Below are 26,010 nucleotides of genomic sequence, written 5' to 3'. Positions count from 1 at the left end.
ACCGGGCGCCCCTCGTCCGGGAGCGCTCCGGTGCCGGCCGGCCATTCGCCACGCGGCCCGACGGGCCTCCACCCGCCCCGCTCGTCACCCCCGATCGCAATGGCAGGGGATTACCCCATTCGATAACAGAGAAACTAAAATTTTAAGGAAAATGCACAAGTAATGATGTTGTTTATCCACATCGACTACCCCTTTTTCGCTGCCTATATTTCAGCAAATTTCAGGGTCGCAAGAAAATAAAACCGATCCATTAACTGCGATTTAACCATGCAAAGGTTATCCAGCACGCAGGCGAAACGATTGCAGCCTTTCATGCCGGCCGCTTTCCCGCCCGATGGGAGCCTGTGACACGATGACCTTGCTGGCCCGCCTTTTCCTGCTGGTGCTTCTGGCCGTCCTGCCGGCCCTGGGCATCCAGGCCTACAGCGTGCTCCAGTTCCGTGCGGAACGCGCGGAGGAGGTCGCCGCCCAGGCCCAACGGCTGCTGCATCTGGTCGAAGGCGAGCAGGCGCGGATCGTGGACGGGGCGCGGCTGATGGTGACCTCCATCGCGGAATCCGCCGCCCTGCGCTCCGGCGACTACGCCCAGTGCCAGGCCCATCTGAGCCGGCTGGTCCAGCGCGCCCCCGAATACGGCAACCTGTCCGTCCTGGACCGCGGCGGCACCGTCCTGTGCAGCGCCTCGCCCGACGATGCCCGCCCCGCCGCGAACCAGCCGCACGTCCTCCGCGCGCTGGAGGAGGGCCGCTTCGTCGTCGGCGAATGGACCGCCCCCGGACCGGCGGCGGAACCCGGCACCGCCATGCTGCCCTTCGCGGTTCCCTTCCGCAACGAATCCGGCGCGGTCGCCGGGGTGGTGACTCTGGGCCTCGACCTGCCCTGGCTGAGCGCGAACTTCGCCGCGCGCCCCCTGCCCGAGAACGCCAGCCTGCTGGTCAGCGACCGCAAGGGCACCATCCTGGTCAAGCTGCCCAACGGCATCGCCCAGCGCGGCGAGCGCATGCCGAACCCCTATCTGGACCTGCTGGACGAACCGCGCGGCGGCGTCATCACCCTGCCGGGGATGGACGGGGTGGCGCGGGTGCTCGCCTATTCGCCGTCCCGCCAGGGCACGCGCGACCTGTTCGTCAGCGTCGGGCTGGACCACACCGCCGCCGCCGGCACCATCGACCGCGCCACCCGCCAGGGCCTGCTGATGACGCTGGCCGGGCTGGTGGTGGCCATCCTGGCCGCCTGGATCGGCGGCACCCTGTTCATCCGCCGCCCGGTGGAGGCGCTGATCCGCGCCACCCAGGGCTGGAGCGCCGGCAATTCCAGCGCCCGCGCCGGACTGGTGGACCGCAAGTCGGAGATCGGCCAGCTCGGCCGCGCCTTCGACGCCATGGCCGAGACGCTGGAGACCCGCGAGCGCGCGCTGCGCGGATCGGAGGAGCATCTGCGCGCCGTGCTGGACGCCCTGCCCACCTTCATCGGCGTGCTGAGCCCGGCGGGCGACGTGCTTCAGGTCAACCAGGCCGCCGTCCGGACCACCGGTTTGCCGGTGGAGCGGATCGTCGGGCGCCCCTTCCACGAGTCCTGCCGGAGCGCCTTCGCCGGTGCGGCGGGCGACCGCCTGCGCGCGGCGGTGGAGCGCGCGGCCCACGGCGAATCCGCGCGCTTCGACGCGGCGGTCCGCGCCGCCGGGGATCATCCCGCGGTCATGGAGGTCCGGGTCACCCCGATGCGCGGCGCCGACGGGCGCATCACCCACCTGATCGTGTCGGGCATCGACATCACCGAGCGCAAGACCAGCGAGGAGGCGCTGCGCGTCGCCGACGAGCGCTTCCGCACCGCCCTGCGCAACTCCGGCGTCGTGGTGTTCAACCAGGACAGCGCCCTGCGCTACACCTGGATGCACAACCCGGCGCTCGGCTACACGGCGGAGCGGGTGGTCGGCAAGACCGACATCGAGGTGTTCGAGGACGCCGCCGACGCCGAGGCCCTGACCGCCGTCAAGCGCCGCGTGCTGGACACCGGCGAGGGCGTGCGCGAGGAGGTCCGCATCCGCCACGCCGGGCAGGACCATTTCTACGACCTGACCATCGATCCGCTGCGCGGCCCGGACGGCGCGCTGGCCGGCATCACCTGCGCCGCGGTGGACGTGACGGGCCGCAAGCAGGCCGAGGCCGACCTGCGCCGCGCGCGGGAGGAGGCCGAGCACGCCGCCACGGCCAAGTCGAAGTTCCTGGCCGCCGCCAGCCACGACCTGCGCCAGCCCGTGCAGTCGCTCTACCTCTTCGCCGCCGCGCTGGGCGACCGCCTGCAGGGGCACCCCAGCCTGCCGCTGCTCGACAACATGCGTCAGGCGCTGGACACGCTGAAGGGGCTGCTGGACGGGCTGCTGGACATGTCGCGGCTGGAATCCGGCAAGATCGCCGCCAACCCGGCGGAGGTCCGGCTGGGCCAGATCCTGGGCCGCCTCGTCGCCGAATACGCGCCGCGCGCCGCCCAGAAGGGGCTGGAACTGCGCGCCGTGCCGACGCGGGCCTGGGTGCGCACCGACCCGTCGCACCTGGAGCGCATCCTGCGCAACCTGATCGAGAACGCGCTGCGCTACACCCGCCAGGGCCGCATCCTGATCGGCTGCCGCCGCAGCGGCCCCGACCGGCTGCGCGTCGAGGTGTGGGACAGCGGCGTCGGCATCCCCGCCGACCGGCTGGAGGACATCTTCGAGGAGTTCACCCAGATCCAGGGCAACGGCGACCGCGGGCTGGGCCTCGGCCTCGCCATCGTCAAGCGCCTGTCGAAGCTGCTCGACCACCGCGTGCGCGTGCGCTCGAAGGAGGGGATCGGCTCCGTCTTCTCCGTGGAGCTGCCGCGCGTCGTGGCGGAGAAGCCCCGCTCCGCCGCCGTCCCCCCGGCGGGGATGGACCTCTTCCGGCAGGCCGCCAACGACTGCGCGACCAAGGGCATGGTGCTGGTCATCGACGACGAGGCGATCATCCTGCTCGGCCTGAAGGCGATGCTGGAGGGCTGGGGCTACAGCGTGTTGACGGCGCGGTCGGGGGATCAGGCGCTGGAACGGCTGCGCGCCGACGGGCGCCGTCCGCAGATCGTGCTGGCCGACTACCAGCTCCAGCAGGGGCGGACCGGGCCGGAGGCGCTGGCCGCGGTGCAGGGGCTGGTCGGCAAGGACGTGCCGGGCATCATCCTGACCGGCGACACCGCCCCGGAACGGCTGGACGAGGCCCGCCGCAACGGGTTCAGCATCCTGCACAAGCCGGTCTTCCCCAACGACCTGCGCAAGATGATGGCGAGCGCCGGGGCGGCGTGAGGGGGATCAGCGCCGCCGGATGGCGAGCCGCCGCCACAGCGGCACGGGGCGCTCCTCCGCGGCCTTTTCGGCCAGCCACTGGTCGGCCAGTTCACGCACCTGCCAGCCGCCCAGGTAGCGGTCGCAGTCGATCGCGCTGTACAGCCGCACCTTGTCCCGGCCGAGTCGTTCGAAATAGTCCAGCGTCCGCTGGCGGTCCATCGGGTTCATCGGGTCCATCGCGCGCATCCTGTCCGGCCTCCCCTCTGCGCTGCCCAAAAGAACGGCATACACCCGTTGCGATTTGTTCAGTTGGTATATGGATTGGGCACGGAAGCATCCAATAAGCCTTTGGCGGCAACAGCTTCCGTTCGGCCCATCCGACGAAGGTCAGGCTTGCGCGCCCGTCGCCGCCCATCCCTTCCCACCCGCCCCGCCCGCGTGCACAATGCGGCACACGGATGCGTGGGCGGCGACCCGCCCCCACGCGGTCTCAGAACTTTTAAAACAGGGAGCGGGGGATCATGAGGAAGACGTCGTGGATGGCCGGAGCCCTGGCGGCGGCGGTCGCCGGGCTGTGCGCGGTTTCGGCCTCGGCGCAGACCAAGGTGACCGTGGCGATGAGCGGCTGGACCGGCTTCGCGCCGATCACGCTGGCCAAGGAAACCGGCATCTTCAAGAAGAACGGCATCGAGGTCGAGATCAAGAAGATGCCGACCTCCAACCGCCACCAGGCGATGGCGGCGGGCGAGGTGCAGGCGATCACCACCACGGTGGACACGCACCTGCTCTACGCCTCCTCCGGCGTGGACGTGACGCAGGTGCTGGTGCTCGACAGCTCGCACGGCGGCGACGGCATCGTCGTGCGCGACGCGGTCAACAGCCTCGCCGACCTGAAGGGCAAGCAGGTGGCCGTGCAGTACGGCGGCGTGCCGCAGTTCTGGCTGGCCTATGTGCTGAAGAAGAACGGGTTGTCGATCGGCGACGTGCAGACCGTCAACCTGCAGCCGTCCGACGCCGCCAACGCCTTCGTCGCCGGCCAGTTCGACGCCGCCGTGACCTACGAGCCCTACCTGTCGAAGGTGCGCGAGGCCAAGGGCAAGATCATCGTCACGTCGGACCAGACGCCGGGCGTCATCATCGACACGCTGGCCTTCCAGCCCGACTACATCCAGAAGAACCCGAAGGTGGTGAAGGCTTTCGTGGACAGCTGGTTCGAGGCGCTGGACGAGATCAGGAAGGACGAGAAGAAGGCCTTCGAGATCATGGGCCGCGACGTCAACCAGACGCCGGAGCAGTTCGCCGCCTCCGCCAAGTTCGTGCGCTGGTACGACAAGGCCGGCAACGTCGAGTATCTGACCAAGACCATGCCGACCTTCATCAAGGAGGTTCAGGACGTGATGCTGGAGGCCAAGCTGATCCGCAAGGCCCCGCCGAGCCTGGACAGCATGACCGATGCGTCCTTCGTGAAGTAAGACGGCCGTGAAGTAAGACGGTACAGTTCTGCTGCTGTTGCCCCCTCCCTGACCCTCCCCCGCGTCGCAGGGGAGGGAATCCGGCCCCCTCCCCTGCGACGCGGGGGAGGGCTGGGGTGGGGGCAAGTGCTTTCCAAACCCGACAACGGTCCACCAATCCCATGTCCCCCCTCTTCACTCCGCTGAAGCCGGTCGCGCCGGCGCTGCGCACGGTGCTGGGCATTTCCTGCTTCGTGCTGTTCTTCCTGGGCTGGGGCATCGCCACCTACGGCGGCTTCGTGAAGCCGCTGTTCCTGGCCTCGCCCGGCGACACGCTGGCGGCGGGCATCGCGCTGTTCCGGGAGTTCGGCTTCGCCGAGGACATCGCGGTCACCGTCTGGCGCGTCTTCGCCGGCTTCGTCATGGCCGCCGCCCTCGCCGTGCCGCTGGGCATCCTGATGGGGGCGTTCAAGCCGGTGGAGGGCTTCTTCGAAGCCTTCGTATCCTTCGCCCGCTATCTGCCGGCCTCGGCCTTCATCCCGCTGCTGATCCTGTGGGCGGGGGTGGGCGAGTTGCAGAAGATCCTGGTCATCTTCATCGGCTCGGTCTTCCAGCTCGTCATCATGGTGACGGTCATCGTGTCGGGCATCCGCACCGATCTGGTGGAGGCCGCCTACACGCTGGGCGCCAAGCGCGACGGGGTGGTGCTGCGCGTGCTGCTGCCCGCCGCCGCCCCGCAGATCTTCGAGGCGCTGCGCCTCGTGCTCGGCTGGGCCTGGACCTACGTGATCGTGGCGGAACTGGTGGGCGCGTCCCGCGGCATCGGCCACATGATCATCGACGCCCAGCGCTTCCTGGACACCGGCCAGATGATCTTCGGCATCTTCGTGATCGGCGTGATCGGGCTGATCACCGACCTGCTGTTCCGGGCTCTCAACGCCCGTCTCTTCCCGTGGGCCAAAGGACGATAAGCGCCGGCCATGAGCAAGCTGTCCATCCGCAACGTCGAAAAGACCTTTCCCGGCCGCAACAACACGGCGCCCACCCGCGCGCTGGAGCCGACGAGCCTGGAGGTCGCCGACAACGACTTCATCACCATCCTGGGGCCGTCGGGCTGCGGCAAGTCCACGCTGCTGCGCATCGTCGCCGGGCTGGAAACCCCCAGCGCCGGCGAGGTGCTGCTGGAAGGCAAGGCGGTCTCCGGCCCCGGACCGGACCGCGGCATGGTGTTCCAGTCCTACACGCTGTTCCCCTGGCTGACGGTGCGCGACAACGTCTGCTTCGGCCTGCGCGAGCGCGGCCTGCCGCGGGCGGAGCAGTTGGCGGTCGCCGACCGTTTCCTGGCCCAGGTCGGGCTGAAGGGGTTCGAGAACCACCACCCGGCCCAGCTTTCGGGCGGCATGCAGCAACGCACGGCGCTGGCCCGCGCGCTGGCCAACGACCCGAAGATGCTGCTGCTGGACGAGCCCTTCGGCGCACTGGACCACCAGACGCGCGAGCTGATGCAGGAGTTGCTGCTGGGCATCTGGGAGGCCGACCGCAAGACGGTGATGTTCGTTACCCACGACATCGACGAGGCGATCTTCATGGCCAGCCGCGTGGTGGTGATGTCGGCCCGCCCGGGCCGCATCAAGTGCGACATCCCCATCGAGCTGCCGCACCCGCGGTCCTACAAGGTCAAGACCACCCCGGAATTCGCCGCCTACAAGGAGCGGCTGACCGAGGAGATCCGTGTGGAGACCATCAAGGCGGTGACCATGGAACGCTGACGCGGCCCATGGCCGGTCTCCGAACCGCAAAGGAGCGGCGCCCACAAGCGCCGCTCCTTTTTTGCTGCCAGGGTTCCCGTCGCCGGTTCAGACGTGGCTGCCGGTGTTCACGACCAGATCGGACAGGGCGACGCCCGCGCGCCGGGCATCCGAGGCCAGTTCGCGCTGGCAATCCCAGTGGTACCGCCCGCCGATCTCCACCATCCGGCCATGGCGCTTCACCACCCACACGCCGGTGGTCGCCATATGGATGACCCGGGCGAGCGGCTCCGGATCGGAAACCGCCCGGATCTGGGAAGCGGAATGGGCGGTGGGATGGGTGGCGGCGTCCGACCGTTCGAAAGCGGGGGCGCCGGGAAGACCATTGACCGGCTGCAACGGGTGCCGTTCGCGGCGGTCACTCGGACGGCTGGCCGGAGTGACGGCAAGGGCCTGCGGCCTGGAGGGGTGCAGCATGGTGGGCATCCTGGAACGTTTCCGGTGAGCCTGCGTCCTTCGTGTCGCGCAGGTCGTTACGACACTTAACCTTCCATGCGGCATGGATGTTGTAAAGGGGAAACTGTGCCGGCCATTGTGGAACGTTTCGACGCAGCAAAAGGTAAACAAGCAATAACCAAAGTCATTGAAGAAAATTTTAGCCGTTTCCGATGTATCCCGCCGATGTTCTCGCCGATGTCTCCAATGTCTTGGATGCCGGCCCGATGCGGCGGCGGCCTGCTCCGCCCCCTACCCTCTTTGGGGTGGGAATGGCGGTTTCCTACCCCGGAATAGTCACACGCAAAAACGTGTTTGATCCGTAAGCATGCGTCACGAGCGCAAGCTTGGCCGCCGGTCTTCAGGACGGACGGCCACCCAAGAATGCAGGGAAGAAAACGGGTAGGACCATGGTGAAGAAACTGGCAGTGATCCTGGTTGGCGGCCTTGTTCTGGCGGGCTGCTCGAACCTCAGCCACCGCGAGCAGCGCACGCTTTCCGGCGGCGCTATCGGCGCGGCGGGCGGTGCGGCGGTCGGTGCCTTGACGGGCGGCAGCGCCGTGATGGGTGGCGTGATCGGCGGTGCGGCGGGTGCGGCGGTGGGCGCCTTGACCTCTGACAACGGCAAGCGCCGGTAAAAACTCTGTGCTTGAGAAAACGGGGTTTGGGCCGTCGGATGAGAATCCGCGGCCACCCCGAACGCCTGTATGACCTGAATCGCAGGTTTCAGCAGGTTTCTGATTTTCAAGGAAAGTTTGGAGCGGGTGAAGGGAATCGAACCCTCGTCGTAAGCTTGGGAAGCTTCTGCTCTACCATTGAGCTACACCCGCGCGCCGCATGTTTATAGGCGACGCTTCCGCCGCTTTCAAGCGGTTCGAGCATGCCACAGACGGGATTCCGCAAGTTCCCGCGGGGCCGCGGCGAAAACCGAGACCAAGGGGGTGATCAGACGCGGAAACAGGGCGCCGCCCGAGGTCTCCGTCAGGACAGCCTCGCCAGCGGGCGCCGCGCAACCTTCGTCGGCAGCCGGGGCGCTGACCATACCGGCGGCACCGGCCAGGGCGCCGGGGACCAGCTCCAGGCCCAGGAAACGGTCGAGGTCCACCGGACCCGGCAGAGCCATGTCCAGAGTCAGATCCCGCGTGAAACCGAACCGTGCGTAATAGGGCGCATCACCCACCAGGATCACCGCCCGGTGGCCCAGAGCCGCCGCCTTGTTCAGGCTCATCCGGATCAGCTTGCTGCCCAGCCCGCCACCCTGCAGCCGGTCCGACACCGCGATCGGGCCAAGCAGAAGCGCCGGCACCGTGCCGCCGATGGTCACCGGCCAATAGCGGATCGTGCCCTCCAGGATCTCGTTGCCCAACTCGTCATGCTCGATGGCGACAAAGCCGAGTTCCGGGATCGGGGCGACACCCTCCCGCAGCTTGTAGGCGGTCTTCTTGAAACGATCCGGGCCGAAGGACCGGTCGAGCAGGGCTTCGATTGCCGCGTCGTGCCGCGGCTCTTCCAGGGAGATCATCATGTCAGGGGCTTCCCGGCAGAAGGACTGTGGTCGGAGGCGGACCGCGCCGCCGCGCCGGGGGAGCGCCGGATCAGTGCCGGCGGAAACCCGAAGCGTCCGCACGCGACCCAAGGACGGCCGCACCCGCGCGCAGCGCGGAGTGGCGTCGTCGTCGGATGCTGATGGTGTGCGGACGAGACATGGGCAAGGCTCATCGGCCGTTGCGGGGACCTCGCATATATCATCAGCGGACAGGGGGTTCAAGCGATCGTGGACGGACCGGAACCCACCCTGCGCGCATGGCTTCCCGGTGTGTCCCACATGCATCGCCGCAGCACCCGTCCCACCGCGCCAGGCATCCGGAGGGGGTGTCCCCCGCTCCGCCACTGGACAGGCGCTTTCCCCCGCCCCTATTCTCTGGGCCGGGAGTGCCGCCATGTACACGAAAGTCACCCGCGCGATCCGCGTCACCGTCCAGCCCGTCTTCCTCGACGAGCAGTCCATGCCCGCCGAAAGCCGCTATGTCTGGGCCTATCACGTCCGGATCGAGAACGAAGGCCAGGAAACCGTCCGGCTGCGCACACGCTATTGGCACATCACCGACGCGCTGGGGCGCGTGCAGGAGGTCCGCGGGCCGGGCGTGGTGGGCGAACAGCCGGTGCTGGAACCCGGCGGAAGCTTCGAATACACCAGCGGAACGCCGCTGCCCACGCCGTCGGGCATCATGGTCGGGTCCTACCGATTCGAAACGGGGGACGGCGAAGCCTTCGACGTGGCGGTCCCCGCCTTCTCGCTGGACAGCCCGCACCAGCCCCGCCAGCTCAACTGACGCCGCCGCCCCGGCGAACAGCGTTGAAATTCCACCCGGGGCGTGCAACCAATCGCCGCAGGGTGCGCTGAAAGGCCGACCCAGGCGCCTTGACTGTGAGGCGTTCGGCACCACTTGCGCCATACTCCGATCTGCCATCCGTCAGCCGTCCCGATGATTCCCGTGATCCGGGTGCGCTGCCGGTCGTATGTATACCTGACAAGCCGGCTCTGGCATCGGGTGCCGCAGCGCCGGCCCGCATGTGACCAGGACCCATGCACCAGGACCCATGCACCAGGACCAGGAATCGAAAGGCTTCGCCCCGTGACGGCTTCCAAGACCCCGCACGCCGACAACATCCTCCGCGGCCCCGGCCATTCCACCGGCGCCATCCAGACCGAGCCCCCGCGCCCGACCCGTGCCGAAGCGGAAGAGGCCGTCCGCACCCTGATCCGCTGGGCCGGCGACGATCCGTCGCGCGAGGGGCTGGCCGGCACGCCGGACCGGGTGGTCCGCTCCTACGAGGAATTCTTCGCCGGCTACACCATCGATCCGGAAGAAATCCTCAAGCGCACCTTCGAGGAGACCGACGGCTACGACGAGATGGTCGTGCTGCGCGACATCCGGCTGGAATCCTATTGCGAGCACCACATGGTGCCGATCATCGGCAAGGCGCACGTCGCCTATCTGCCCCGCCACCGGGTCGTCGGCATCTCCAAGCTCGCCCGCCTCGTGGACGCCTACGCCAAGCGCCTGCAAATCCAGGAGAAGATGACGGCGCAGATCGCCAACGCCATCGATCAGGTGCTCCAGCCCCAAGGGGTCGCCGTGGTCATCGAGGCGCAGCACCAGTGCATGACCACCCGCGGCGTGCACAAGACCGGGGTCACCATGGTGACCAGCCGGATGCTGGGCGCCTTCCGCACCGACCCGTCGACCCGGCGGGAGTTCCTGACGATGATCGGCAACCCCGGCTCCCGCGCGGAGTGAGCTGGCGCCGCGCTATTCCGCGCGGATGCCGTGCTGGCGCAGCAGGCTGTAGAGCGTCGGGCGGCTGACCCCCAGCAGGCGCGCCGTCGCCGACAGGTTGCCACCGGAGCGGGCCAGCGAATCGAGCAGGGCGCGCCGCTCCGTCTCGTCGCGCAGGACGCGCAGGGTCGGCGGCGCGTCCCCGATGGCCAGCCGGCGCCCCTCCAACTCCAGGTCGGCGCGCTGGAAAGCCCGCTGCACAACCCCGGCCAACTCCTGCGCGTCGATGGGTTTGCCGCACACCTCGTGCGCACCGCGGGCCACGGCGCGCACCGCCAGCACCCGCTGGTCGCGCGGGGCGAGCGCGATGACCTTGATCGACGGCGCCACCCCCAGGATCAGCGACAGCGCGTCCAGCCCGTCGCCGGAGCCGTCGCCGTCCTGCGGCGGGTGGAGCCGCGCCAGATCGACCGACAGCGCCACCACCGGGGGCCGGTGCGCCCGCACCGCCTCCAAAGCGTCCGCCACGCCGCCCGCGGCGACGATCCGGCACACCGGCAGGACGTCCTGAACCCGGCCTTCCAGGGTGGGATCGTCATCGACGACGAGCAGCGTGCGAGGAACCATGATTCTCCAACTCTCCGACCGGGAAGCGGGCCGGCGGTCAGAATCGCGGCAGGCGGCCCGTCTGTCCAAGGCGCGTTGGCATGAACACCGGCGCAATTCGGGCAAAATTGCGGCGTCGAAAGGGGTGCACCGCGGCAGGCCCCCCGCCCGCCCGCCCCCCTCTCCCCCTTGGCGGAGCGGTCTGCTAAGGTCCCGGTGCGAAAGCACGAATCCGCGTACGGGGGAGCAGGGGCATCATGGCGGCGAAGGTCACACCGGCGGTGAACGCGGCGAAGGCGGCGGGGATCGCGCACCGCCTGATGGAGTACGAATACGACCCCTCGGCGGACGCCATCGGCCTGCACGCCGCGGCGGCCATGGGGCTGGACCCGGCGGTGGTCTACAAGACGCTGATCGTCCAGCTGGAGCCGAAGGCGCTGGCCTGCGTCGTCATTCCCGTCGCGGCGAAGCTGGACCTGAAGGCGCTGGCCGCCGCCGCCGGGGCCAAGAAGGCCGATCTGGCCGACCCCGCCCTGGCGGAGCGCACCACCGGCTACATGGTCGGCGGCATCAGCCCGCTGGGCCAGCGCAAGCCCCTGCCCACCTTCATCGATTCCAGCGCCGAAGCCCTGCCGGAAATGGTCGTCAACGGCGGGCGCCGCGGCCTGCAGATCGCCCTGGCCCCGGCGGATCTTGCCCGCGCCACGAAGGCCGCGGTGCGGCGGATCACGGTGGGGTAGGCGGAAGGCCGGCCCTCTCCGGCCGTCAGCCCTTCCGCCGCACGCCGGCCCACAGGGTGCCCAGCCCGGCGGCGGCGATCAGCAGCCCGCCCGGCAGGACGGCGGGCGACGGGCTTTCCCCCCACCACAGGAAGCCGATGGCCGCCGACGCGGCGATCCCCAGATAGTCGATGGGCGCCAGCACCGCCGCGGGCGCCCGGCGGAAGGCGGCGGCGTTCAGCAGGATCGCCGCCCCCGCCGCGACGCCCAGCAGAAGGAAGGCCGGCCAATCCGCCGCGTCCGGCATCCGGAATCCCGTCAGCAGAGCCGCCGGAGCGGTCAGCAGGCACCCCGCCAGCACGAAGACCAGCCCGGTGGCCGCCGGCCCGTCGCCCTGGGCCGTCCGCCGGGTGGCCAGGATGCAGACCGCGTTCAGGAAGGCCATGGCCAGCGCGGCGAGGCTCCACGGTTCCAGCCGGGCCGGCGGGGCGATCAGGAAGACCCCGGCCATCCCCAGCGCCACGCAGAGGGCGGAGGCCGTCCCCGCCCGCTCGCCGAGGGACGGGCCGGACAGCAGAACCACGAACAGGGGCGCGGCGTAGGACAGGGCGACCAGATCGGCGAAGGGCAGGTGCTGGGTCGCCGCGTAGAAGAGCAGCGCCGCCCCGACGCCGCTCAGCGCCCGCACCGCATGGCCGCCGGGCCGGGTGACCGACAGGGCGCGCCGCCCGGCCATCGCGAAGGCCGCCGGGGCGACCACCGCCAGAGACAGCAGGAAGCGAAGGAACAGCACCTCCGCCGCGCCGTAGCGGGCGCCCAGCTCGCGGGCCAGCGCCCCGGCGGTCAGCACCAGGGCGAGCGACGCCGCCATCATCAGCGCCGCCGCCGCCAAAGGCGCCCCCGCCATGCCGGAGCACGGCCCGGAGACAGGGGCCGCGGTCCGCTCAGCGGGCGGAGCGCTCAAGCGTCGTGCACTCCCTCAGGAACTCCTCGCGCAGGTCGCGCGACTCCAGCATCTCGCCGTGGAAGGAGCTGTTGACCATCCGGCTGTCGTGGCCGGCGCGCACGCCGCGGTGGGTCTTGCACATGTGCACGGCGCTGATCCGCACGGCCAGCCCGCGGGGCCGGGTGGCCTCCACGATGAAGTTGCCGATCTGCTTCACCAGTTCCTCCTGAATCTGGAAGCGGGCGGCGAAGTGGTCGACGATCCGGTCGTACTTGGACAGGCCCAGGATGTTGCCGCCCTTGGCCGGCAGGATGCCGATGAAGGCCGTGCCGTAGATCGGCATCAGATGGTGCGCGCAGGTGGAGCGCACGGCGATCGGCCCGGTGACGATCAGGTGGTCGAACTCCTCGGCGTTCCGGAACTCGGTCAGTTCCGGCGGCGGCGTGAAGCGGCCCTTCAGAAGCTCCCGCACCAGCATCTTGGCGACGCGGCGCGGCGTGTCGCGGGTGTTGTGGTCGTTGCGATGGTCGATCCGCAGCACGTCGAGCAGTTCCTCGACCTTCCGCGCCGCGGCGTCGATCATGGCCGCCTCGCCCGCGGCGTCCAGCGGCGTGTCGAGCGCCTCGTTCGACCGGCGCGCCTCCATCGCCTCCTGCACGAGGGCGAGAACATTTGCATGCACCGTCATAAAACCCGATCCCTTCTTTCTTTTTTGCCTTACTCCCGGTCCGCCGCGTCCTGCGGCGGCGGACCGCCGACCCGTTCCGCCGGGAAATGGATCGACGCCCGGAGGCCGCTTCCCGCCGCGCTTTCGAGCAGCAGGAGGCCGCCATGCGCCTCCATCAGGCTCTTCACGATGCTCAGCCCCAGCCCCGACCCCTGGAAGCGGCGCGTCGCACCCTCCTCCGCCTGATAGAACGGCTGGGTGGCCTTTTCAATCTGCTCCGCCGTCATGCCGATGCCCTGGTCCTGCACGGCGATGACGAAGCCCCCCTGCGGGTCCCGCCACGTCTGCACTTCGATCGCCGAGGGGGCGATGCTGAACTTCACGGCGTTGGACAGCAGGTTCAGCAGCATCTGCCGCACCGCCCGCTCGTCGGCCTGAAGCACCGGCCAGACCGCCCCCGCCGCCGTCCGGATGGTCCGCCCGCGCCCGGCCTGGGTGCCCAGCACCGTGGCGATGGCGGTCCCCACCGCCTTGCGCGGGTCCACCGAATCGAAGGTCAGGTTGGCATGGCCGGATTCCATCTGGGCCACCGTCAGGATGTCGACGACCAGCCCCAGCATGTGCCGGGCGCTGGTCAGGATGTAGCCGGCATACTGGCTGTGTTCCCGGCGGCTGTGTTCCCGGGTGCTTCCGGGGGCGCCGGGGCGGGCGTCACCGCGGATGTCGCCCCGCATGTCGCCCCGCATGTCTCCATCGTCGCGGATCAGCTCCGAGAAGCCGATGATCGCGTTCAGCGGCGTGCGCAGCTCGTGGCTCATGGTCGCCAGGAAGCGGGTCTTGGCCTGGCTGGCCTCTTCCGCCTGGGCGATGGCGGTCTGAAGGGCGCCGGCCATCGCCTCCATCCGGTCGTGCGCCCGCCGGACGGTCCGGTTCTGGATCAGCAGCACGGTGATGAACAGCACGCCGCAGACCGCCAGACCGGCGGCCAGCGCGGAGAACAGCCCGTGCAGGTAGAGCAGGTGGTCGTGCCCCTCGTCCACCAGCTCCCCGCCGAATTGGGCGGCGACGGAGGCGAAGGCGTTCAGCTCGCGGTCGATGGGCTCCAGCACCGCCAGGGCGGCGACCGCCTTGTCCGCCGGCGGCAGCGGGCCGGCCAGGATGACGCCGACGCGGCTCAGCGCCTCCTCCAGCCGGGTCACCGTCCGCCGGTGCTGCGGGTAGCGGTCCATGAAGAGGGACGCCTGCCCCCGCCCCAGCACGCCGATACGGTTGCGCACGATGTCCAGGCGGAGTTGAACCTCCTCCGCATCGACGTTGGTTCCGGGAAGCGCGCTGGCCAGGATGCGCTGCTCCAGCCGTGTCACCTCACCCACCGTCTGGCCGGCGGCCCAGGCGAAGTTGTAGGGCGCGGCCCCCCGCAGCGCCTCGCCGTAGTTCACCACCAGCAGCGAGAGGTAGGCGGCGGCCAGCCCGAAGCCGCCGGTGAGGATGGCCAGCCAGAACCCCAGGCGGCGGGTGCGGTCCTCCGACGCCCAGCCGAGCAGGCGGGCCAGCCGCACGCCTCTTCCCGGGGCGGTCTTGGTCGAAGGACTCACGGAGCGTGCCTTCACTTCACGGTCAGCCGGGCGACCTGCCAGACCGAGCGTCCATAATATTTCTGCCGGTTCGCTTCCGGATCATGGTCGAAATCATAGACGATGAACAGCGGCCCCTTGTCGCTGACCGGCATGTAGGCGCCGTCGCGCTTCAGCGCCAGGATCACCTTGCGGTTCCGCACGTCGTCCATGGGAATTTCGCCGGTGTAGTCGTTCAGCGCCGTGGCGACCAGCGTTTCGCCGCGCGCCCCCACCCGCTCCATCAGGCGGGCGAGCGGCACCCCCTCGAAGGTCACCGGCTCCTTGTACCAGGGGGTGGCGGTGGTGAAGGACACCGTGCCGAGCGCCTCCAGCATCGGACGGTCGAAGACCGCCGCGCCGTCGCGGTTCGTCGCCCCGATCAGGCCCGACACGACCAGGACCGGCTTTTCCGTCGGCGCCGGCAGCGTTCCGGCGATTGCCGTGCCGGCAAGAACAAACAACGCCAGGGTGGCAAGACGAAGAACAACTCTATCGGCCATATCGGTTAACCGTCGGCAATTCGGTCATGCAACCTTTATCATGATTGCTTTCCGCGAACGATCAAACGAAAATTCTGTAAAAAACCCCGTATGAATTTTCATATACGGGAATGTATATCGAAATTCGTTCATATTTGCCGCCCGGAATGATCAGTTCGTAACGATTAGACGGCACCGCGTCTTCCGGATTTCACATCTTTCCCATGCACATCCCGATCAACGGAACGCTTATGGATGCCCTGATTCCGATCCCCTCCGCCCCTTTGCCGCCGGCCGGCTACATCCTGGGAATCGGAACGAACCTGGACCCGGACCTGAACGCGGCGCGGATCGCCGCCCATCTGGCCGATGCTTTCGGCTGCGTCCTGCTCAGCCGCTTCTACCGCACGGCCCCGGTCGGCATGGCGAGCGCCCATCCCTTCGTCAATTACTGCGCCTATGTGCCGAGCGCCCTGGAGCCGGTCCGCTGCAAAAGCCTGTGCGTGGGGATCGAACTGGCTCTGGGCCGCGACCGCGCGCACCCCCGTTGCAAGACCCGCGACCGCCCCGCCGACATCGACCTGATCGGGCGGGTGAGCCATCCGGTCCCGGCGGACGGCCTGACGGCTTTGCGCCCGGACGCCTATCTGGCCGCCCCCTTCGAAGAGATCGCCGCGCTGCTGACCGGGCGCCCCGTCCCGTCGCCGCGGGGCGCGCTGTGCGCCACTGCCGTGCCCGGCTGCCGCGCCGGCTCGGCCCGGCTAGGCGAGGCGCCGGCCACCGTCCACCGCGACGACGGCGCCGGTCTGATAGTGGTTCACGAGGATGGCCTCCACCGCCATGCCGATGGCCTCCACCCCGCCTTCCTCGCCGAGCAGCGTCTCTGACAGCACCCGCGCCCGCGCCTCGGGGCCGTGCCACTCCTTGAACAGGATCGGCCCCGGCTGGACGGTGTTGACCTTCACCTTGGGCGCCAGCCGCTTGGCGAAGGACAAGGCGAGGTTCTGGAGCCCGGCCTTGGTGGCGCAATAGGCGTCGAAGGCCGGGTTGGGATTGTCGGCGTAGATGTCGGTGATGTGGACGATGTCGGCCCGCCGCGCCGAACAGGCCAGCAGCAGTGGCGCCAGTTCGCGGTTCAGCGCGAAGGGCGCCCGCACATGGACGGCGTGGAAGAGGTCGAGCTGCCGCAGCGCGTCCGCGGTGTCCGCCGCCGTCACCTCGAAGGCCGAGGCGTTGTGGATCACCGCCCGCAGGCTGCCCGCCGCCGCCCGCACGGCCTGGGCCAGCCGCGGCCCGCCGTCCGGATCGGCCAGATCGGCCTGGAGGCAGACCGCCCCGGCGGCGCGCAGCCGCTCCACGTCGTCGGTGGGCGTGCGGTAATGGGCGATCACGGGGTGGCCCAGCGCCATCATCCGTCCGGCCAGATGCAGCCCGACGCGGCGGCCCGCACCGGTGACGAGAACGGCGTCCTGCAATAGGGCGGCGGTCATCGGAAGGGCTCTCCATCGGACGGCGGGACCGGCGGACGGCGGAGCCGGTCGCGGAAGGAGGCCATGGTGACCCCGGCTGGACTCGAACCAGCTGCCTACGGTTTAGGAAACCGTCGCTCTATCCAGATGAGCTACGGGGCCACGGCGCTGAACATAGCGGCTCCGCCGCGAATTGCCAACCATCCGTCTCCGGCCCGTCCCTGGCCCGTCTCCGGCGACCCGATAGGATGGCGTACCGAAAAGGTCACCGCCGGCAGCGGCGCGGCGCGTGGCGCGGCGGGCCGAATCCGCTGGGCTTGGGAACGCCGCTGCGTATACTGCGCCCATGGCACGCATGCTTTACCTGCGCGACATCGAGGTCGATGTGCACGTCCGCTGCCGGGCCTGCGGGCACGAGGGCGTGCTGCCGCGCGCGGACATGAACCGGCGGTTCGGACCCAACTACCCCGTCCTGTCCATCGCCCCCCATTACCGCTGCTCGCGCTGCAATTCCCGCGACACCGAAAGCCGCCCGGCGCCCCCGCCCTTCGCCACGCCCGTGCCGGCGATGGCCATGGAGGAGGAAAGCCCGTCCTTCGCCGGGCCGCTGGCCGCCCTGCAAGGGCTGCTCGACGCGGTGCGGACCCGCGGCGGACCGGAGGAGGAGCCGGAAGCGGAGGACGCGCCCGCGCCGGCAGCCGCAAGGGCCGACTCCCCGACGCTGGACATGGAGCTGGAACGGCTGATCGCGGACGGCGGCTCCACTCCCGAATCGGGCCGCCGTCCGCTGTGGGAGCCGGTCTCCCTCGCCGACCTCGCCGGCCATGACGAGGCCGGGGACGGCGCCCCGGGCTGGGACGACGACGAAGGCGAGCCGGACGACGAGCCGGACGACGAGCCGGACGACGACTTGGAGGAGTGGCGCACCCGGAACTGGGATCTCCCGGACCGGGACGAGGACCGGGACACCGGCGAGGAACCGGAGCGGGTCGAGGCCATCGCCCCGCCGCCTCCGGCCGCCCGGGTGAACCGCCCGGCGGCGGATGATCCGGACGACGACCGCTCCTTCGACCGCACCATCGCGGCGCTGCGCAGCATTCTGGATGGCCGCGGCGACGGCGCCCTTGCGGACCGTGCGGAGGATGCACCGCCGCCTCCCCCGCCGTCTCCCCCGCCCGGGCCGGCGGCCTTTTCGATCCGGGACGCCGCCGGCAAGCCGGAACACGACGAGCCGGAAGACGATCTTCCGGACCACGATCTTCCGGACGACGACATTCCGGACGACGCGGAACCGTCCAACGACGACATCCTCGCCTTCGCCATCCGCGATCCGGACAAGGCCGCGCCGCCGTGGGAGCGCGACCCCGCCCCCACCGACAGCGAACCGCTGGACCGCACCATCGCCGCCCTGCGCAGCATGGTCCAGAAGGCCGCCGCCGACCGCGACGAGGAGGAAGCCGAAAGGCCGGACGACGGCATTGCGGACGGCGAGGACGACGACCGGAGGGACGGCGTGGTGACTCCGCTGTTCGGCCGGTCGCGCAAGCCGGTCTTCGACATCGCCGACGACGATCCGGTCGAGGAGGAAATCGAGGAGGAGGAAGAGGACGAGGCGGAGCCGGAAGACGCCCCCGTCATCCGCAAATCCGCCCAGGAACAGGAAATGGAGGAGGCGTTGCGCGCCCTGCGCGCGCTCGTCGAAGCGGAAAGCGATCTGGACGATCCGCCCCCGCCCTCCTGGAAGAGCGAGGCGCCCACCCGTCCCGCCCCGGACCCGATGCCCGGCTTCAAGCCGCTGCCCCGCCGCGAACCGGGGCCGGACGAGGCGGACGAGGCGGAGGAACCCCTGGACCTTGTTGAGATGCTCCCGGTGAAGGAGCCCGAGACGCCCAAGCCCGCGGAGGGCCCAGCGGAGACCCCCACGGCGCGCAAGGAAGCCGAGGGCAAGGAGTCCGGAAAGAAAGCCGCCAAGGACGACTCGGGAACGCTCGGCAAGACCCTCGCCGCTCTGCGCAACATGCTGGAGCTGGACGGCAAGCAGGGGCGCTGAGCCCCCCGCCTGCCCGGCCCGCGAACTCAGCCCTTCACTCTCAGCCGTTTTCCGCCAGGACCGTGCCCGCCAGATAGAGCGACCCGCAGATCAGCACGCGGGCCGGGCCGGTGACCCGCCCCTTGAGGCTTTCCGTTTTCAGGCTTTCCGTTTTCAGGCTTTCCAGGGCGCCCGCCACGTCCGCGGCGGCGGCGCTGTCGGCGATGCCGCAGGCGCGGGTGGCCGCAGCGGTGTCCTCCGCCGTCAGCGACGCCTCCTCGCCGGGGATGGCGACGGTGCGGGCGGCGGTGACGAAGGGCGCCAGCGGGCCCAGGAACTCCCGCGGCTCCTTGCTCGACAGCATGCCGTAGACCAGCAGCAGGGGCCGCTCCGGCTCCTCCTGCGCCCAGCGCGCGGCCTGGACGGCCAGCACCTCGCCCGCCGAATCGTTGTGGCCGCCGTCCAGCCACAGCTCCCACCCCGCGGGCAGGCTGTCGGCCAGGGGGCCGCGGGTCAGCCGCTGCAAGCGGGCGGGCCACTCCACGGCGGCGAGGCCGCGGCGCACCGCCGCGTCATCCACCACGACCGGAAGATGGTCAAGGCAGGCCAGCGCCACCCCGGCGTTGACGATCTGGTGCGCCCCGGCCAGCCCCGGCAGCGGCAGGTCGATGCGGCGGCGGGCGCTCTCGAAACGGAAACCGCCGTCGGTCGGCGCGACCGACCACTCATGGACCGGCGCCCCCGCCACCTCCGCGCGGGCGGCCAGGGTGCGGGCGGCTTCCTCCGCGGGCTGCGGGAAGATCACGGCGGGAACGCCCGGCTTGAAGATGCCGGCCTTCTCGCCCGCGATGGCCTCCAGCGTGTCGCCCAGGAACTGGCGGTGGTCGTAGGAGATGCGCGTGATGGCGGTGACCGCCGGACGCTCCACCACGTTGGTGGCGTCCAGCCGCCCGCCCAGCCCGGTTTCCAGAAGCACCACGTCCGCCGGTTCGCGCGCGAAGGCCAGCAGGGCGGCGACCGTCGTCACCTCGAAGAAGGTGATCGGCCCGCCGCCGTTGGCGGCCTCGCACTCCTCCAGCAGGGCGGCCAGCCGGTCGTCGCCGATCAGCGCCCCGGCCAGCCGGATGCGCTCGTGGAAGCGCACGAGGTGCGGCGAGGTGTAGACATGCACCCGCAGCCCCGCGGCCTCCAGCATCGCCCGCAGGAAGGCGATCGTGGAGCCCTTGCCGTTGGTCCCCGCCACATGGACCACCGGCGGCAGGCGCCGCTCCGGATGGTCCAGGGCGGCGAGCAGCCGGTGCACGCGGTCCAGAGACAGGTCGATGACCTTGGGGTGGAGGCCCTTCAGCCGGTCGAGAACCGGATCGGCGAGCGACATCGCGGGATCAGGCCGGCTGGCCGGCGCCGGCCTGCTCGGAGCCGGCCTTCTCGGCGCCCGCCTGGGGCGGGGTCTCGTCGGCGGCCTCGGCCTGGCTGCGCGGCTCGTCCGGCTGGACGGCCGGCGGGACCGGCAGCGGCTCCGCCGCGACGGCCAGGACCGGCTGCATCAGCAGGGCCAGGACGCGCGACAGGGTCGGGCGCAGGTCGCGGCGATGCACGACCATGTCCACCATGCCGTGCTCCTGAAGGTATTCGGAGCGCTGGAAGCCTTCCGGCAGGGTCTCGCGGATCGTGCTCTCGATCACGCGGGCGCCGGCGAAGCCGATCTGCGCGCCCTTCTCGGCGATGTGGATGTCGCCGATCATCGCGAAGGAGGCGGTGACGCCGCCGGTCGTCGGGTCGGTCAGCACCACGATGTAGGGCAGGCCGGCTTCCTTGACCATCTCCACCGCGATGGTGGTGCGCGGCATCTGCATCAGCGACAGAATGCCTTCCTGCATGCGCGCCCCGCCCGAGGCCGGGACGACGATCAGCGCCGCCTCCTGGGCGATGGCGGTGCGGGCGGCGGCCAGGATGCCCTCGCCCACCGCGATGCCCATCGAGCCGCCCATGAAGCCGAAGTCGAAGGCCGCGACGACCGCCGGCTGCCCGCCGATCAGGCCGGAGCCGACGATGATGGCGTCATGGCGGCCCGTCTTGGCCTGGGCTTCCTTCAGGCGGTCGGTGTAGCGCTTCTGGTCGCGGAACTTCAGCGGATCGACCACCGACTTCGGCAGCTCGACCGTCTGGTACTCGCCCTCGTCGAACATCGAGGCCAGCCGCTTGACCGGGTCCAGCCGCATGTGGAAGCCGCAATGCTGGCAGACGTTGAGGTTCTCCTCCAGTTCGCGGTGGAAGAGCATCGCCTCGCAGCTCGGGCACTTGTGCCAGAGGTTGTCGGGAACCTCCTTGCGGGCATAAAGGGCGCGGATCTTGGGGCGGACGTAGTTGGTAAGCCAGTTCATCGAATTCTTCCTGATATCCCGCGCAGCCGGCGCTCTCAGACGCGCGCGCCGCGCACGCCGCCGGCCAGTTCCCGGACGAAGCCCAGCACATCCTCGGCCAGACCCGGACGGGCCTTGCCCTCCGCGTCCAGCCCGTCGGCCAGCCGCGTGACGATGGCCGAACCGACCACCGCCGCGTCGGCGACGCGGGCGACGTCGGCCGCCTGCTCCGGCGTCTTGATGCCGAAGCCGACCGCCACCGGCAGGTCGGTGTGGCGCTTCAGCCGGTCCACCGCGGCACCCACCGCGGCGTTGTCGGCGCTGGCCGTGCCGGTGATGCCGGCGATCGACACGTAATAGACGAAGCCGGACGTGTTCTGAAGGACCGCCGGCAGGCGCTTGTCGTCGGTGGTCGGCGTCGCCAGACGGATGAAGTTCACCCCGGCCTTCAGCGCCGGGATGCACAGCTCCTCGTCCTCTTCGGGCGGCAGGTCCACGACGATCAGCCCGTCCACCCCCGCGGCGATGGCGTCGGCCAGGAAGCGGTCCACCCCATAGGCGTGGATCGGGTTGTAATAGCCCATCAGGATCACCGGCGTGTCGGCGTCCGTCGCGCGGAAGCCGCGCACGAGATCCAGCGTCTTGCGCGCCGTCGTCCCGGCGTGGAGCGCGCGCAGGCTGGCCGCCTGGATCGCCGGACCGTCGGCCATCGGGTCGGAGAAGGGCAGTCCCAGCTCGATCAGGTCGGCGCCCGCGGCGGGCAGGCCGTGCAGAACGGCGCGGCAGGTTTCCAGATCCGGGTCGCCCGCGGTGATGAAGGTGACGAGGCCGGCGCGGCCCTCCGCCTTCAGGGCGGCGAAACGCTTGGCGATGCGTCCATTATCCTTGGGGGCGCTCACAGCTTCACTCCCAGATGCTGGGCGACGGAGAAGATGTCCTTGTCGCCGCGGCCCGACAGGCACAGCACCATCAGGTGGTCCTTGGGCAGTTTCGGGGCGCGCTTCACGATCTCCGCCAGCGCGTGCGCCGATTCCAGCGCGGGGATGATGCCCTCGGTGCGGGCGCAGAGCTGGAAGGCGTCCAGCGTCTCCTGGTCGGTGGCCGAGACGTACTCGACGCGCCCGATGTCGTGCAGCCAGGAATGCTCCGGCCCGACGCCCGGATAATCCAGGCCGGCGGAGATGGAGTGGCCTTCCAGGATCTGCCCGTCCTCGTCCTGGAGCAGGTAGGTGCGGTTGCCGTGCAGCACGCCGGGGCGACCGCCGGTGATCGAGGCGGCGTGGGCCAGCGGCCCCTTGTCGATGCCGTGGCCGGCGGCCTCGACCGCGACCATCTTCACCGAGGGGTCGTCCAGGAAGGGGTGGAACAGGCCGATGGCGTTGGAGCCGCCGCCGACGCAGGCGACCAGGCTGTCGGGCAGGCGGCCTTCCAGCTCCTGCATCTGGACGCGCACCTCGTCGCCGATGACCGACTGGAAGTCGCGGACCATGGCGGGGTACGGGTGCGGGCCGGCGGCGGTGCCGATCAGGTAGTAGGTGTCGGAGACGTTGGTCACCCAGTCGCGCAGCGCCTCGTTCATCGCGTCCTTCAGCGTCCGCGCGCCGGAGGTCACCGGAACCACCTCCGCCCCCAGCAGCTTCATGCGGAAGACGTTGGGCTGCTGCCGGGCGATGTCGGTCTCGCCCATGTAGATGACGCAGGGCATGTCGAACAGCGCGCAGACCGTGGCGGTCGCCACACCGTGCTGGCCGGCGCCCGTCTCGGCGATGATGCGCTTCTTGCCCATGCGGCGGGCGAGCAGGATCTGGCCGATGCAGTTGTTGATCTTGTGCGCGCCGGTGTGGTTCAGCTCCTCGCGCTTGAAGTAGATCTTCGCGCCGCCGAGCTTCTCCGTCAGGCGTTCGGCGTAGTAGAGCGGGTTCGGGCGGCCCACATACTGCTTGAGATGCTCGCGGATCCCGCCTTCGAAGGCGGGATCGGCCTTGGCCTCCTTGTAGGCTTTCTCCACCTCAAGGATCAGGGGCATCAGCGTCTCGGCGACGAAGCGTCCGCCATAGATGCCGAAATGCCCGCGCTCGTCGGGACCGGAACGGTAGGTGTTGGGTCTGGTCATGGCCTGGGAAACTGCCTGAAGCGGGCCGCGCGGCGCCCGGAAGGCGCCACCATAGCGGCGGATTGCCCGGATTTGAAGCGTTCGCCGAACCTTTCGCCGAACATCCCCACAACATGGGAGAAGCCGCGCCACGGACAATCCCGCAAGGCGGCAAAGCGGGGCCGTTCCTCTCCGCCCGGCTCATCCCCCCAGCGGCGGGGCGTAATGCAGGCCGCCGTTCATCCACAGGCCGTTCAGCCCGCGGTCGATGCCCAGCGGGGAGGCCGCGCCCAGATGGCGGTCGAAGATCTCGCCGTAATTGCCGACCTGCGTCACCACGCGGAAGACCCAGTCGTCGTCCAGCCCCAGCCCCCAGCCGACGCCGGCCGTGGCCCCCAGGAACCGGCGCACCTCCGGATCCTGCGGGTCCTCCCTCAGCCGCGCGGCGTTGGCGGCGGTGATGCCCTTCTCCTCCGCCAGCACGGTGGACAGGAACACCCAGCGCACGATGTCGAACCAGCGCCGCTCGTCCGGGCGGACCATCGGCCCCAGCGGCTCCTTGGAGATCGTTTCGGGCAGGATGACGTAATCGTCGCGGTCGGGGGCCTTCAGCAGGCGCTGGGCGTACAGGCCGATGCGGTCGCTGGTGTAGAGGTCGCAATGGTGGTTGAAGAAGGCGGACAGCGCCCCTTCGGTCGAGCGCACCCGCTTCAGCCGGAAGCGCACGCCGGTGCGGGCCATCCAATCCTCCAGGTTGCGCAGGGTGGTGGTCTGTTCGAGCACGCAGACGGAAGCCCCGGCCGGCAGGTCGGACAGGCGGGAGACGCCCTGGGCGCGGTGGGCGATGAAGCCCTGGCCGTCGAACAGATAGACCGCCGGAAAATCGATCCCGAAGGTGGCGTCGCGTTGCAGGGTCCAGGTGGTTCCCTCCATCACCACGTCCACCTCGCCGTTGCGCAGGATGGCGAAGCGGTTCTCGGAGTTGGTCTCCACGAACTCCACCCGGTCGGCGTTGCCCGCGACGGCGGCGGCCAGCGCCCGGCACATGTCCACGAAGAAGCCGCGCCAGTTCCCGCTGTCGTCCACCGCCGCCAGACCGGCCCCGCTGGACGAGACGCCGCAGCGCAGCAGCCCGCGCTCCCGCACGTCCTCCAGCGTTTCGGCCCGCGGGCTGCCGGACGGCACCACCGCCAGGACCGCCGCCAGGACCGCGGCAACCGCCGCCGTCCGCGCGAAAGACCGGACCAAGCCCATCGCCGCCCCCCCTTCTGCCCACCCACGGATCAGCTTCGGTCCGGCAACCGGCGCGGGTCAAGCCCGCCGGGACCGCCCGCGCCCGATTGCGCGGCGGGGGTGTGAATTGCGCCGGGCCGATTGCCCGTGTTATCTGGATCGGACGACGAAAAAAGGGGCACGGGCATGCGGCTTCCCCGGTTGGGCGTAGCGTTCCGCATCCTGGCGGGTCTGACCGTGATCGCCGGCCTGACCGCCGCCACCGGGGTGGTGGCCGTCTCCCTCTTCGCCCGCTTCCACCAGGGGTTCGAGCAGATCGCCACGGCCAAGGTGCCGGGCCTCGTCAACGCCTCGCAGCTTGCCCAGCAGAGCGGCACGCTGGCCGCCAACGCCCCGGCCCTGGTCGCCGTGCAGAGCCAGTCGGTGCGCGAATCGGTGATGGCCCGGCTGAGCGACCAGATCGCCCTTCTGGAGGATCTGGTGAACCGGCTGCGCGACCGCGGCACCGACCTGGCCGACGTGGCCGAGCTGCAGCGCCGCAAGAACGAGCTGGTCGCCAATCTGATGACCCTGAACACCCAGGTGGAGGGGCAGCTCGCCGCCGCCGCGGAGACGGGCGGGCTGGTCGGCCGGCTGATGCAGCTCGCCGAACGCATCCGCAGCGCCGAGGAGTCGCTGCGCGGAAAGACCCCCGCCCCCCGGACCCCGCGGGAGTGGGAGGAGGTCCAGGGCACCGAGCGGCGGATCGCCCTGTGGACGGCGGAGGCCCGGCACGCCATCGTGCTGATGCTGGCCGCCTCCCGCGCCGACCACGAGGCGCGGGTGGACCGGCTGCGGCAGGATTACCGCGCCGCGATGGACCGCGCGGCGGAGGCCGTGGCCGCCCTGCCCCCCGGCCCCGCCTTCGACATGGAGCCGCTGTACCGCGAGTTGGAGGCGCTGGGGCTGGGAGAGCACAACCTGTTCAACAGCCGCCTGACGGAAATCGGGCTGGCCCGCGCCATCAAGGGCTCCATCGCCCGCAACCAGAACGTCTCCGACCGGCTGGTCGGCGCCGTCTCCGACCATTTCCTGTCCATCGAGCAGGACATCGCCGCCCGCTCCGGCGAATTCGAACGGGTGATCCGCGACGGCAAGAACGCCATCCTGGCGATGGCCGTGGTTTCCATCCTGGGGGCCATCGGCATCTTCCTGTACATCCACCGCAACGTGGTGCGGCGGCTGCGCGGGCTCCAGACCGCCATGACCGCCTCGGCCGCCGGGCGGTCCGTCGCCATCCCCACCCACGGGCAGGACGAGATCGCCGACATGGCGCGCGCCCTGCACTATTTCGTCGCCACCATCCGCTCGCGCGAGCACGCCCTGTCGGACAGCGAGCGCCGCCTGCGCGCGATCCTGGAGCAGAGCCCGGTCGGCGTGTCCATCGGGCGGCCCGACGGCTCCGTGGCCTTCGCCAACGCCCGCGCGGCGGAGCTGGCCGGGCTGCCGCTGGACGCCTTCGTCGGCCGCCGCCACGCGCTG

General features: G+C 70.1%; 24 protein-coding genes, 2 tRNA genes and 1 pseudogene. 11 read left to right on the top strand and 16 right to left on the bottom strand.

Annotated elements, in window-relative coordinates; translation table 11 throughout:
- Positions 1-352 precede the first annotated feature (352 nt).
- Positions 353-3,313 (top strand): PAS domain-containing protein, encoded by a 2,961-nt coding sequence (locus QSG27_RS11370; protein WP_306706127.1) that lies wholly within the window; start codon positions 353-355, stop codon positions 3,311-3,313.
- A 6-nt stretch (positions 3,314-3,319) separates the two neighbouring features.
- On the opposite strand, the gene QSG27_RS11365 is transcribed toward QSG27_RS11370, so the two are convergent.
- Positions 3,320-3,541, bottom strand: coding sequence for a hypothetical protein (locus tag QSG27_RS11365; RefSeq protein ID WP_306706125.1), 222 nt, complete (start codon positions 3,539-3,541; stop codon positions 3,320-3,322).
- A 275-nt stretch (positions 3,542-3,816) separates the two neighbouring features.
- Between QSG27_RS11365 and QSG27_RS11360 the strand changes: the two genes are divergently transcribed.
- The 3 genes from QSG27_RS11360 (at position 3,817) to QSG27_RS11350 (ending at position 6,515) form a co-directional block, all read left to right on the top strand.
- Complete coding sequence (locus QSG27_RS11360; protein WP_306706123.1) at positions 3,817-4,767, top strand: ABC transporter substrate-binding protein; 951 nt, start codon at positions 3,817-3,819, stop codon at positions 4,765-4,767.
- A 161-nt stretch (positions 4,768-4,928) separates the two neighbouring features.
- Positions 4,929-5,717, top strand: coding sequence for an ABC transporter permease (locus QSG27_RS11355; protein ID WP_306706121.1), 789 nt, complete (start codon positions 4,929-4,931; stop codon positions 5,715-5,717).
- A 9-nt stretch (positions 5,718-5,726) separates the two neighbouring features.
- A complete protein-coding gene (locus QSG27_RS11350; RefSeq protein WP_306706119.1) occupies positions 5,727-6,515 on the top strand; it encodes an ABC transporter ATP-binding protein in 789 nt (262 codons plus the stop codon).
- An 87-nt stretch (positions 6,516-6,602) separates the two neighbouring features.
- Here the strand turns inward: QSG27_RS11350 and QSG27_RS11345 are convergent, their stop codons facing one another.
- Complete coding sequence (locus tag QSG27_RS11345) at positions 6,603-6,971, bottom strand: hypothetical protein (RefSeq protein WP_306706117.1); 369 nt, start codon at positions 6,969-6,971, stop codon at positions 6,603-6,605.
- Between the two features lie 428 nt (positions 6,972-7,399).
- Between QSG27_RS11345 and QSG27_RS11340 the strand changes: the two genes are divergently transcribed.
- Positions 7,400-7,627, top strand: coding sequence for a YMGG-like glycine zipper-containing protein (locus tag QSG27_RS11340; RefSeq protein WP_306706115.1), 228 nt, complete (start codon positions 7,400-7,402; stop codon positions 7,625-7,627).
- Positions 7,628-7,745: 118 nt separating this feature from the next.
- On the opposite strand, the gene QSG27_RS11335 is transcribed toward QSG27_RS11340, so the two are convergent.
- Together QSG27_RS11335 and QSG27_RS11330 are read right to left on the bottom strand one after the other, a co-directional pair.
- Positions 7,746-7,819, bottom strand: a tRNA-Gly gene (locus tag QSG27_RS11335).
- Positions 7,820-7,854: 35 nt separating this feature from the next.
- Positions 7,855-8,514 (bottom strand): GNAT family N-acetyltransferase, encoded by a 660-nt coding sequence (locus QSG27_RS11330; RefSeq protein WP_306706113.1) that lies wholly within the window; start codon positions 8,512-8,514, stop codon positions 7,855-7,857.
- Between the two features lie 415 nt (positions 8,515-8,929).
- Here QSG27_RS11330 and apaG point away from each other — a divergent pair, with 415 nt between their 5' ends.
- Complete coding sequence (gene apaG, locus QSG27_RS11325; RefSeq protein ID WP_306706111.1) at positions 8,930-9,322, top strand: Co2+/Mg2+ efflux protein ApaG; 393 nt, start codon at positions 8,930-8,932, stop codon at positions 9,320-9,322.
- Between the two features lie 336 nt (positions 9,323-9,658).
- Positions 9,659-10,291 carry a GTP cyclohydrolase I FolE gene (folE, locus tag QSG27_RS11320; protein ID WP_306706150.1) on the top strand — a complete coding sequence of 211 codons (633 nt, stop codon included), beginning with the start codon at positions 9,659-9,661 and terminating at the stop codon, positions 10,289-10,291.
- A gap of 12 nt (positions 10,292-10,303) precedes the next feature.
- Here folE (QSG27_RS11320) and QSG27_RS11315 read toward each other — a convergent pair whose 3' ends face one another.
- Positions 10,304-10,897, bottom strand: coding sequence for a helix-turn-helix domain-containing protein (locus tag QSG27_RS11315; RefSeq protein WP_306706109.1), 594 nt, complete (start codon positions 10,895-10,897; stop codon positions 10,304-10,306).
- Between the two features lie 236 nt (positions 10,898-11,133).
- Between QSG27_RS11315 and ybaK the strand changes: the two genes are divergently transcribed.
- On the top strand, positions 11,134-11,616 hold the full coding sequence (gene ybaK, locus QSG27_RS11310) for a Cys-tRNA(Pro) deacylase (RefSeq protein ID WP_306706107.1): 483 nt from the start codon (positions 11,134-11,136) through the stop codon (positions 11,614-11,616).
- A 25-nt stretch (positions 11,617-11,641) separates the two neighbouring features.
- Here ybaK and QSG27_RS11305 read toward each other — a convergent pair whose 3' ends face one another.
- Genes QSG27_RS11305 through QSG27_RS11290 form a run of 4 tightly spaced genes read right to left on the bottom strand, consistent with a single transcriptional unit; the run spans position 11,642 to position 15,324 of the window.
- On the bottom strand, positions 11,642-12,502 hold the full coding sequence (locus tag QSG27_RS11305; RefSeq protein WP_306706105.1) for a DMT family transporter: 861 nt from the start codon (positions 12,500-12,502) through the stop codon (positions 11,642-11,644).
- A gap of 37 nt (positions 12,503-12,539) precedes the next feature.
- Complete coding sequence (gene folE, locus QSG27_RS11300) at positions 12,540-13,229, bottom strand: GTP cyclohydrolase I (protein WP_306706103.1); 690 nt, start codon at positions 13,227-13,229, stop codon at positions 12,540-12,542.
- A 29-nt stretch (positions 13,230-13,258) separates the two neighbouring features.
- On the bottom strand, positions 13,259-14,803 hold the full coding sequence (locus tag QSG27_RS11295; RefSeq protein WP_306706101.1) for a sensor histidine kinase: 1,545 nt from the start codon (positions 14,801-14,803) through the stop codon (positions 13,259-13,261).
- 11 nt (positions 14,804-14,814) lie between these two features.
- Positions 14,815-15,324 carry a molybdopterin-dependent oxidoreductase gene (locus QSG27_RS11290; protein ID WP_306706099.1) on the bottom strand — a complete coding sequence of 170 codons (510 nt, stop codon included), beginning with the start codon at positions 15,322-15,324 and terminating at the stop codon, positions 14,815-14,817.
- Positions 15,325-15,527: 203 nt separating this feature from the next.
- On the opposite strand from QSG27_RS11290, the pseudogene QSG27_RS11285 reads away from it, so the two are divergent.
- Positions 15,528-15,905: pseudogene (locus QSG27_RS11285) on the top strand (2-amino-4-hydroxy-6-hydroxymethyldihydropteridine diphosphokinase); the annotation flags it as partial.
- A 159-nt stretch (positions 15,906-16,064) separates the two neighbouring features.
- Here the strand turns inward: QSG27_RS11285 and QSG27_RS11280 are convergent.
- Together QSG27_RS11280 and QSG27_RS11275 are read right to left on the bottom strand one after the other, a co-directional pair.
- Complete coding sequence (locus tag QSG27_RS11280) at positions 16,065-16,793, bottom strand: SDR family oxidoreductase (RefSeq protein ID WP_306706097.1); 729 nt, start codon at positions 16,791-16,793, stop codon at positions 16,065-16,067.
- A 64-nt stretch (positions 16,794-16,857) separates the two neighbouring features.
- A tRNA-Arg gene (locus QSG27_RS11275) sits at positions 16,858-16,934 on the bottom strand.
- 184 nt (positions 16,935-17,118) lie between these two features.
- Here QSG27_RS11275 and QSG27_RS11270 point away from each other — a divergent pair.
- Positions 17,119-18,822, top strand: coding sequence for a hypothetical protein (locus tag QSG27_RS11270; protein WP_306706095.1), 1,704 nt, complete (start codon positions 17,119-17,121; stop codon positions 18,820-18,822).
- 40 nt (positions 18,823-18,862) lie between these two features.
- Here QSG27_RS11270 and QSG27_RS11265 read toward each other — a convergent pair whose 3' ends face one another.
- From QSG27_RS11265 to QSG27_RS11245, 5 genes are all read right to left on the bottom strand, one after another.
- A complete protein-coding gene (locus tag QSG27_RS11265; protein ID WP_306706093.1) occupies positions 18,863-20,179 on the bottom strand; it encodes a bifunctional folylpolyglutamate synthase/dihydrofolate synthase in 1,317 nt (438 codons plus the stop codon).
- 7 nt (positions 20,180-20,186) lie between these two features.
- Complete coding sequence (gene accD, locus QSG27_RS11260; protein ID WP_306706092.1) at positions 20,187-21,185, bottom strand: acetyl-CoA carboxylase, carboxyltransferase subunit beta; 999 nt, start codon at positions 21,183-21,185, stop codon at positions 20,187-20,189.
- 35 nt (positions 21,186-21,220) lie between these two features.
- The gene (gene trpA / locus QSG27_RS11255; RefSeq protein ID WP_306706090.1) at positions 21,221-22,063 is read right to left on the bottom strand and encodes a tryptophan synthase subunit alpha; all 843 of its coding nucleotides are present in this window, start codon (positions 22,061-22,063) and stop codon (positions 21,221-21,223) included.
- A complete protein-coding gene (trpB, locus tag QSG27_RS11250; protein WP_306706087.1) occupies positions 22,060-23,277 on the bottom strand; it encodes a tryptophan synthase subunit beta in 1,218 nt (405 codons plus the stop codon). The genes trpA and trpB overlap by 4 nt, the downstream gene beginning before the upstream one ends.
- A 180-nt stretch (positions 23,278-23,457) precedes the next feature.
- Positions 23,458-24,504, bottom strand: a complete 1,047-nt coding sequence (locus QSG27_RS11245; RefSeq protein ID WP_306706085.1) for an amino acid ABC transporter substrate-binding protein — start codon at positions 24,502-24,504, stop codon at positions 23,458-23,460.
- Between the two features lie 171 nt (positions 24,505-24,675).
- Between QSG27_RS11245 and QSG27_RS11240 the strand changes: the two genes are divergently transcribed.
- A partial coding sequence (locus tag QSG27_RS11240; protein WP_306706082.1) for a HAMP domain-containing protein occupies positions 24,676-26,010 on the top strand: 1,335 nt, incomplete at its 3' end.

The organism is Azospirillum isscasi (assembly GCF_030849505.1).
Taxonomy (GTDB): Bacteria; Pseudomonadota; Alphaproteobacteria; order Azospirillales; family Azospirillaceae; genus Azospirillum; species Azospirillum isscasi.
Note: the sequence above shows the minus strand (reverse complement) of the source record. Positions and strands in the feature narration are given on the sequence as shown.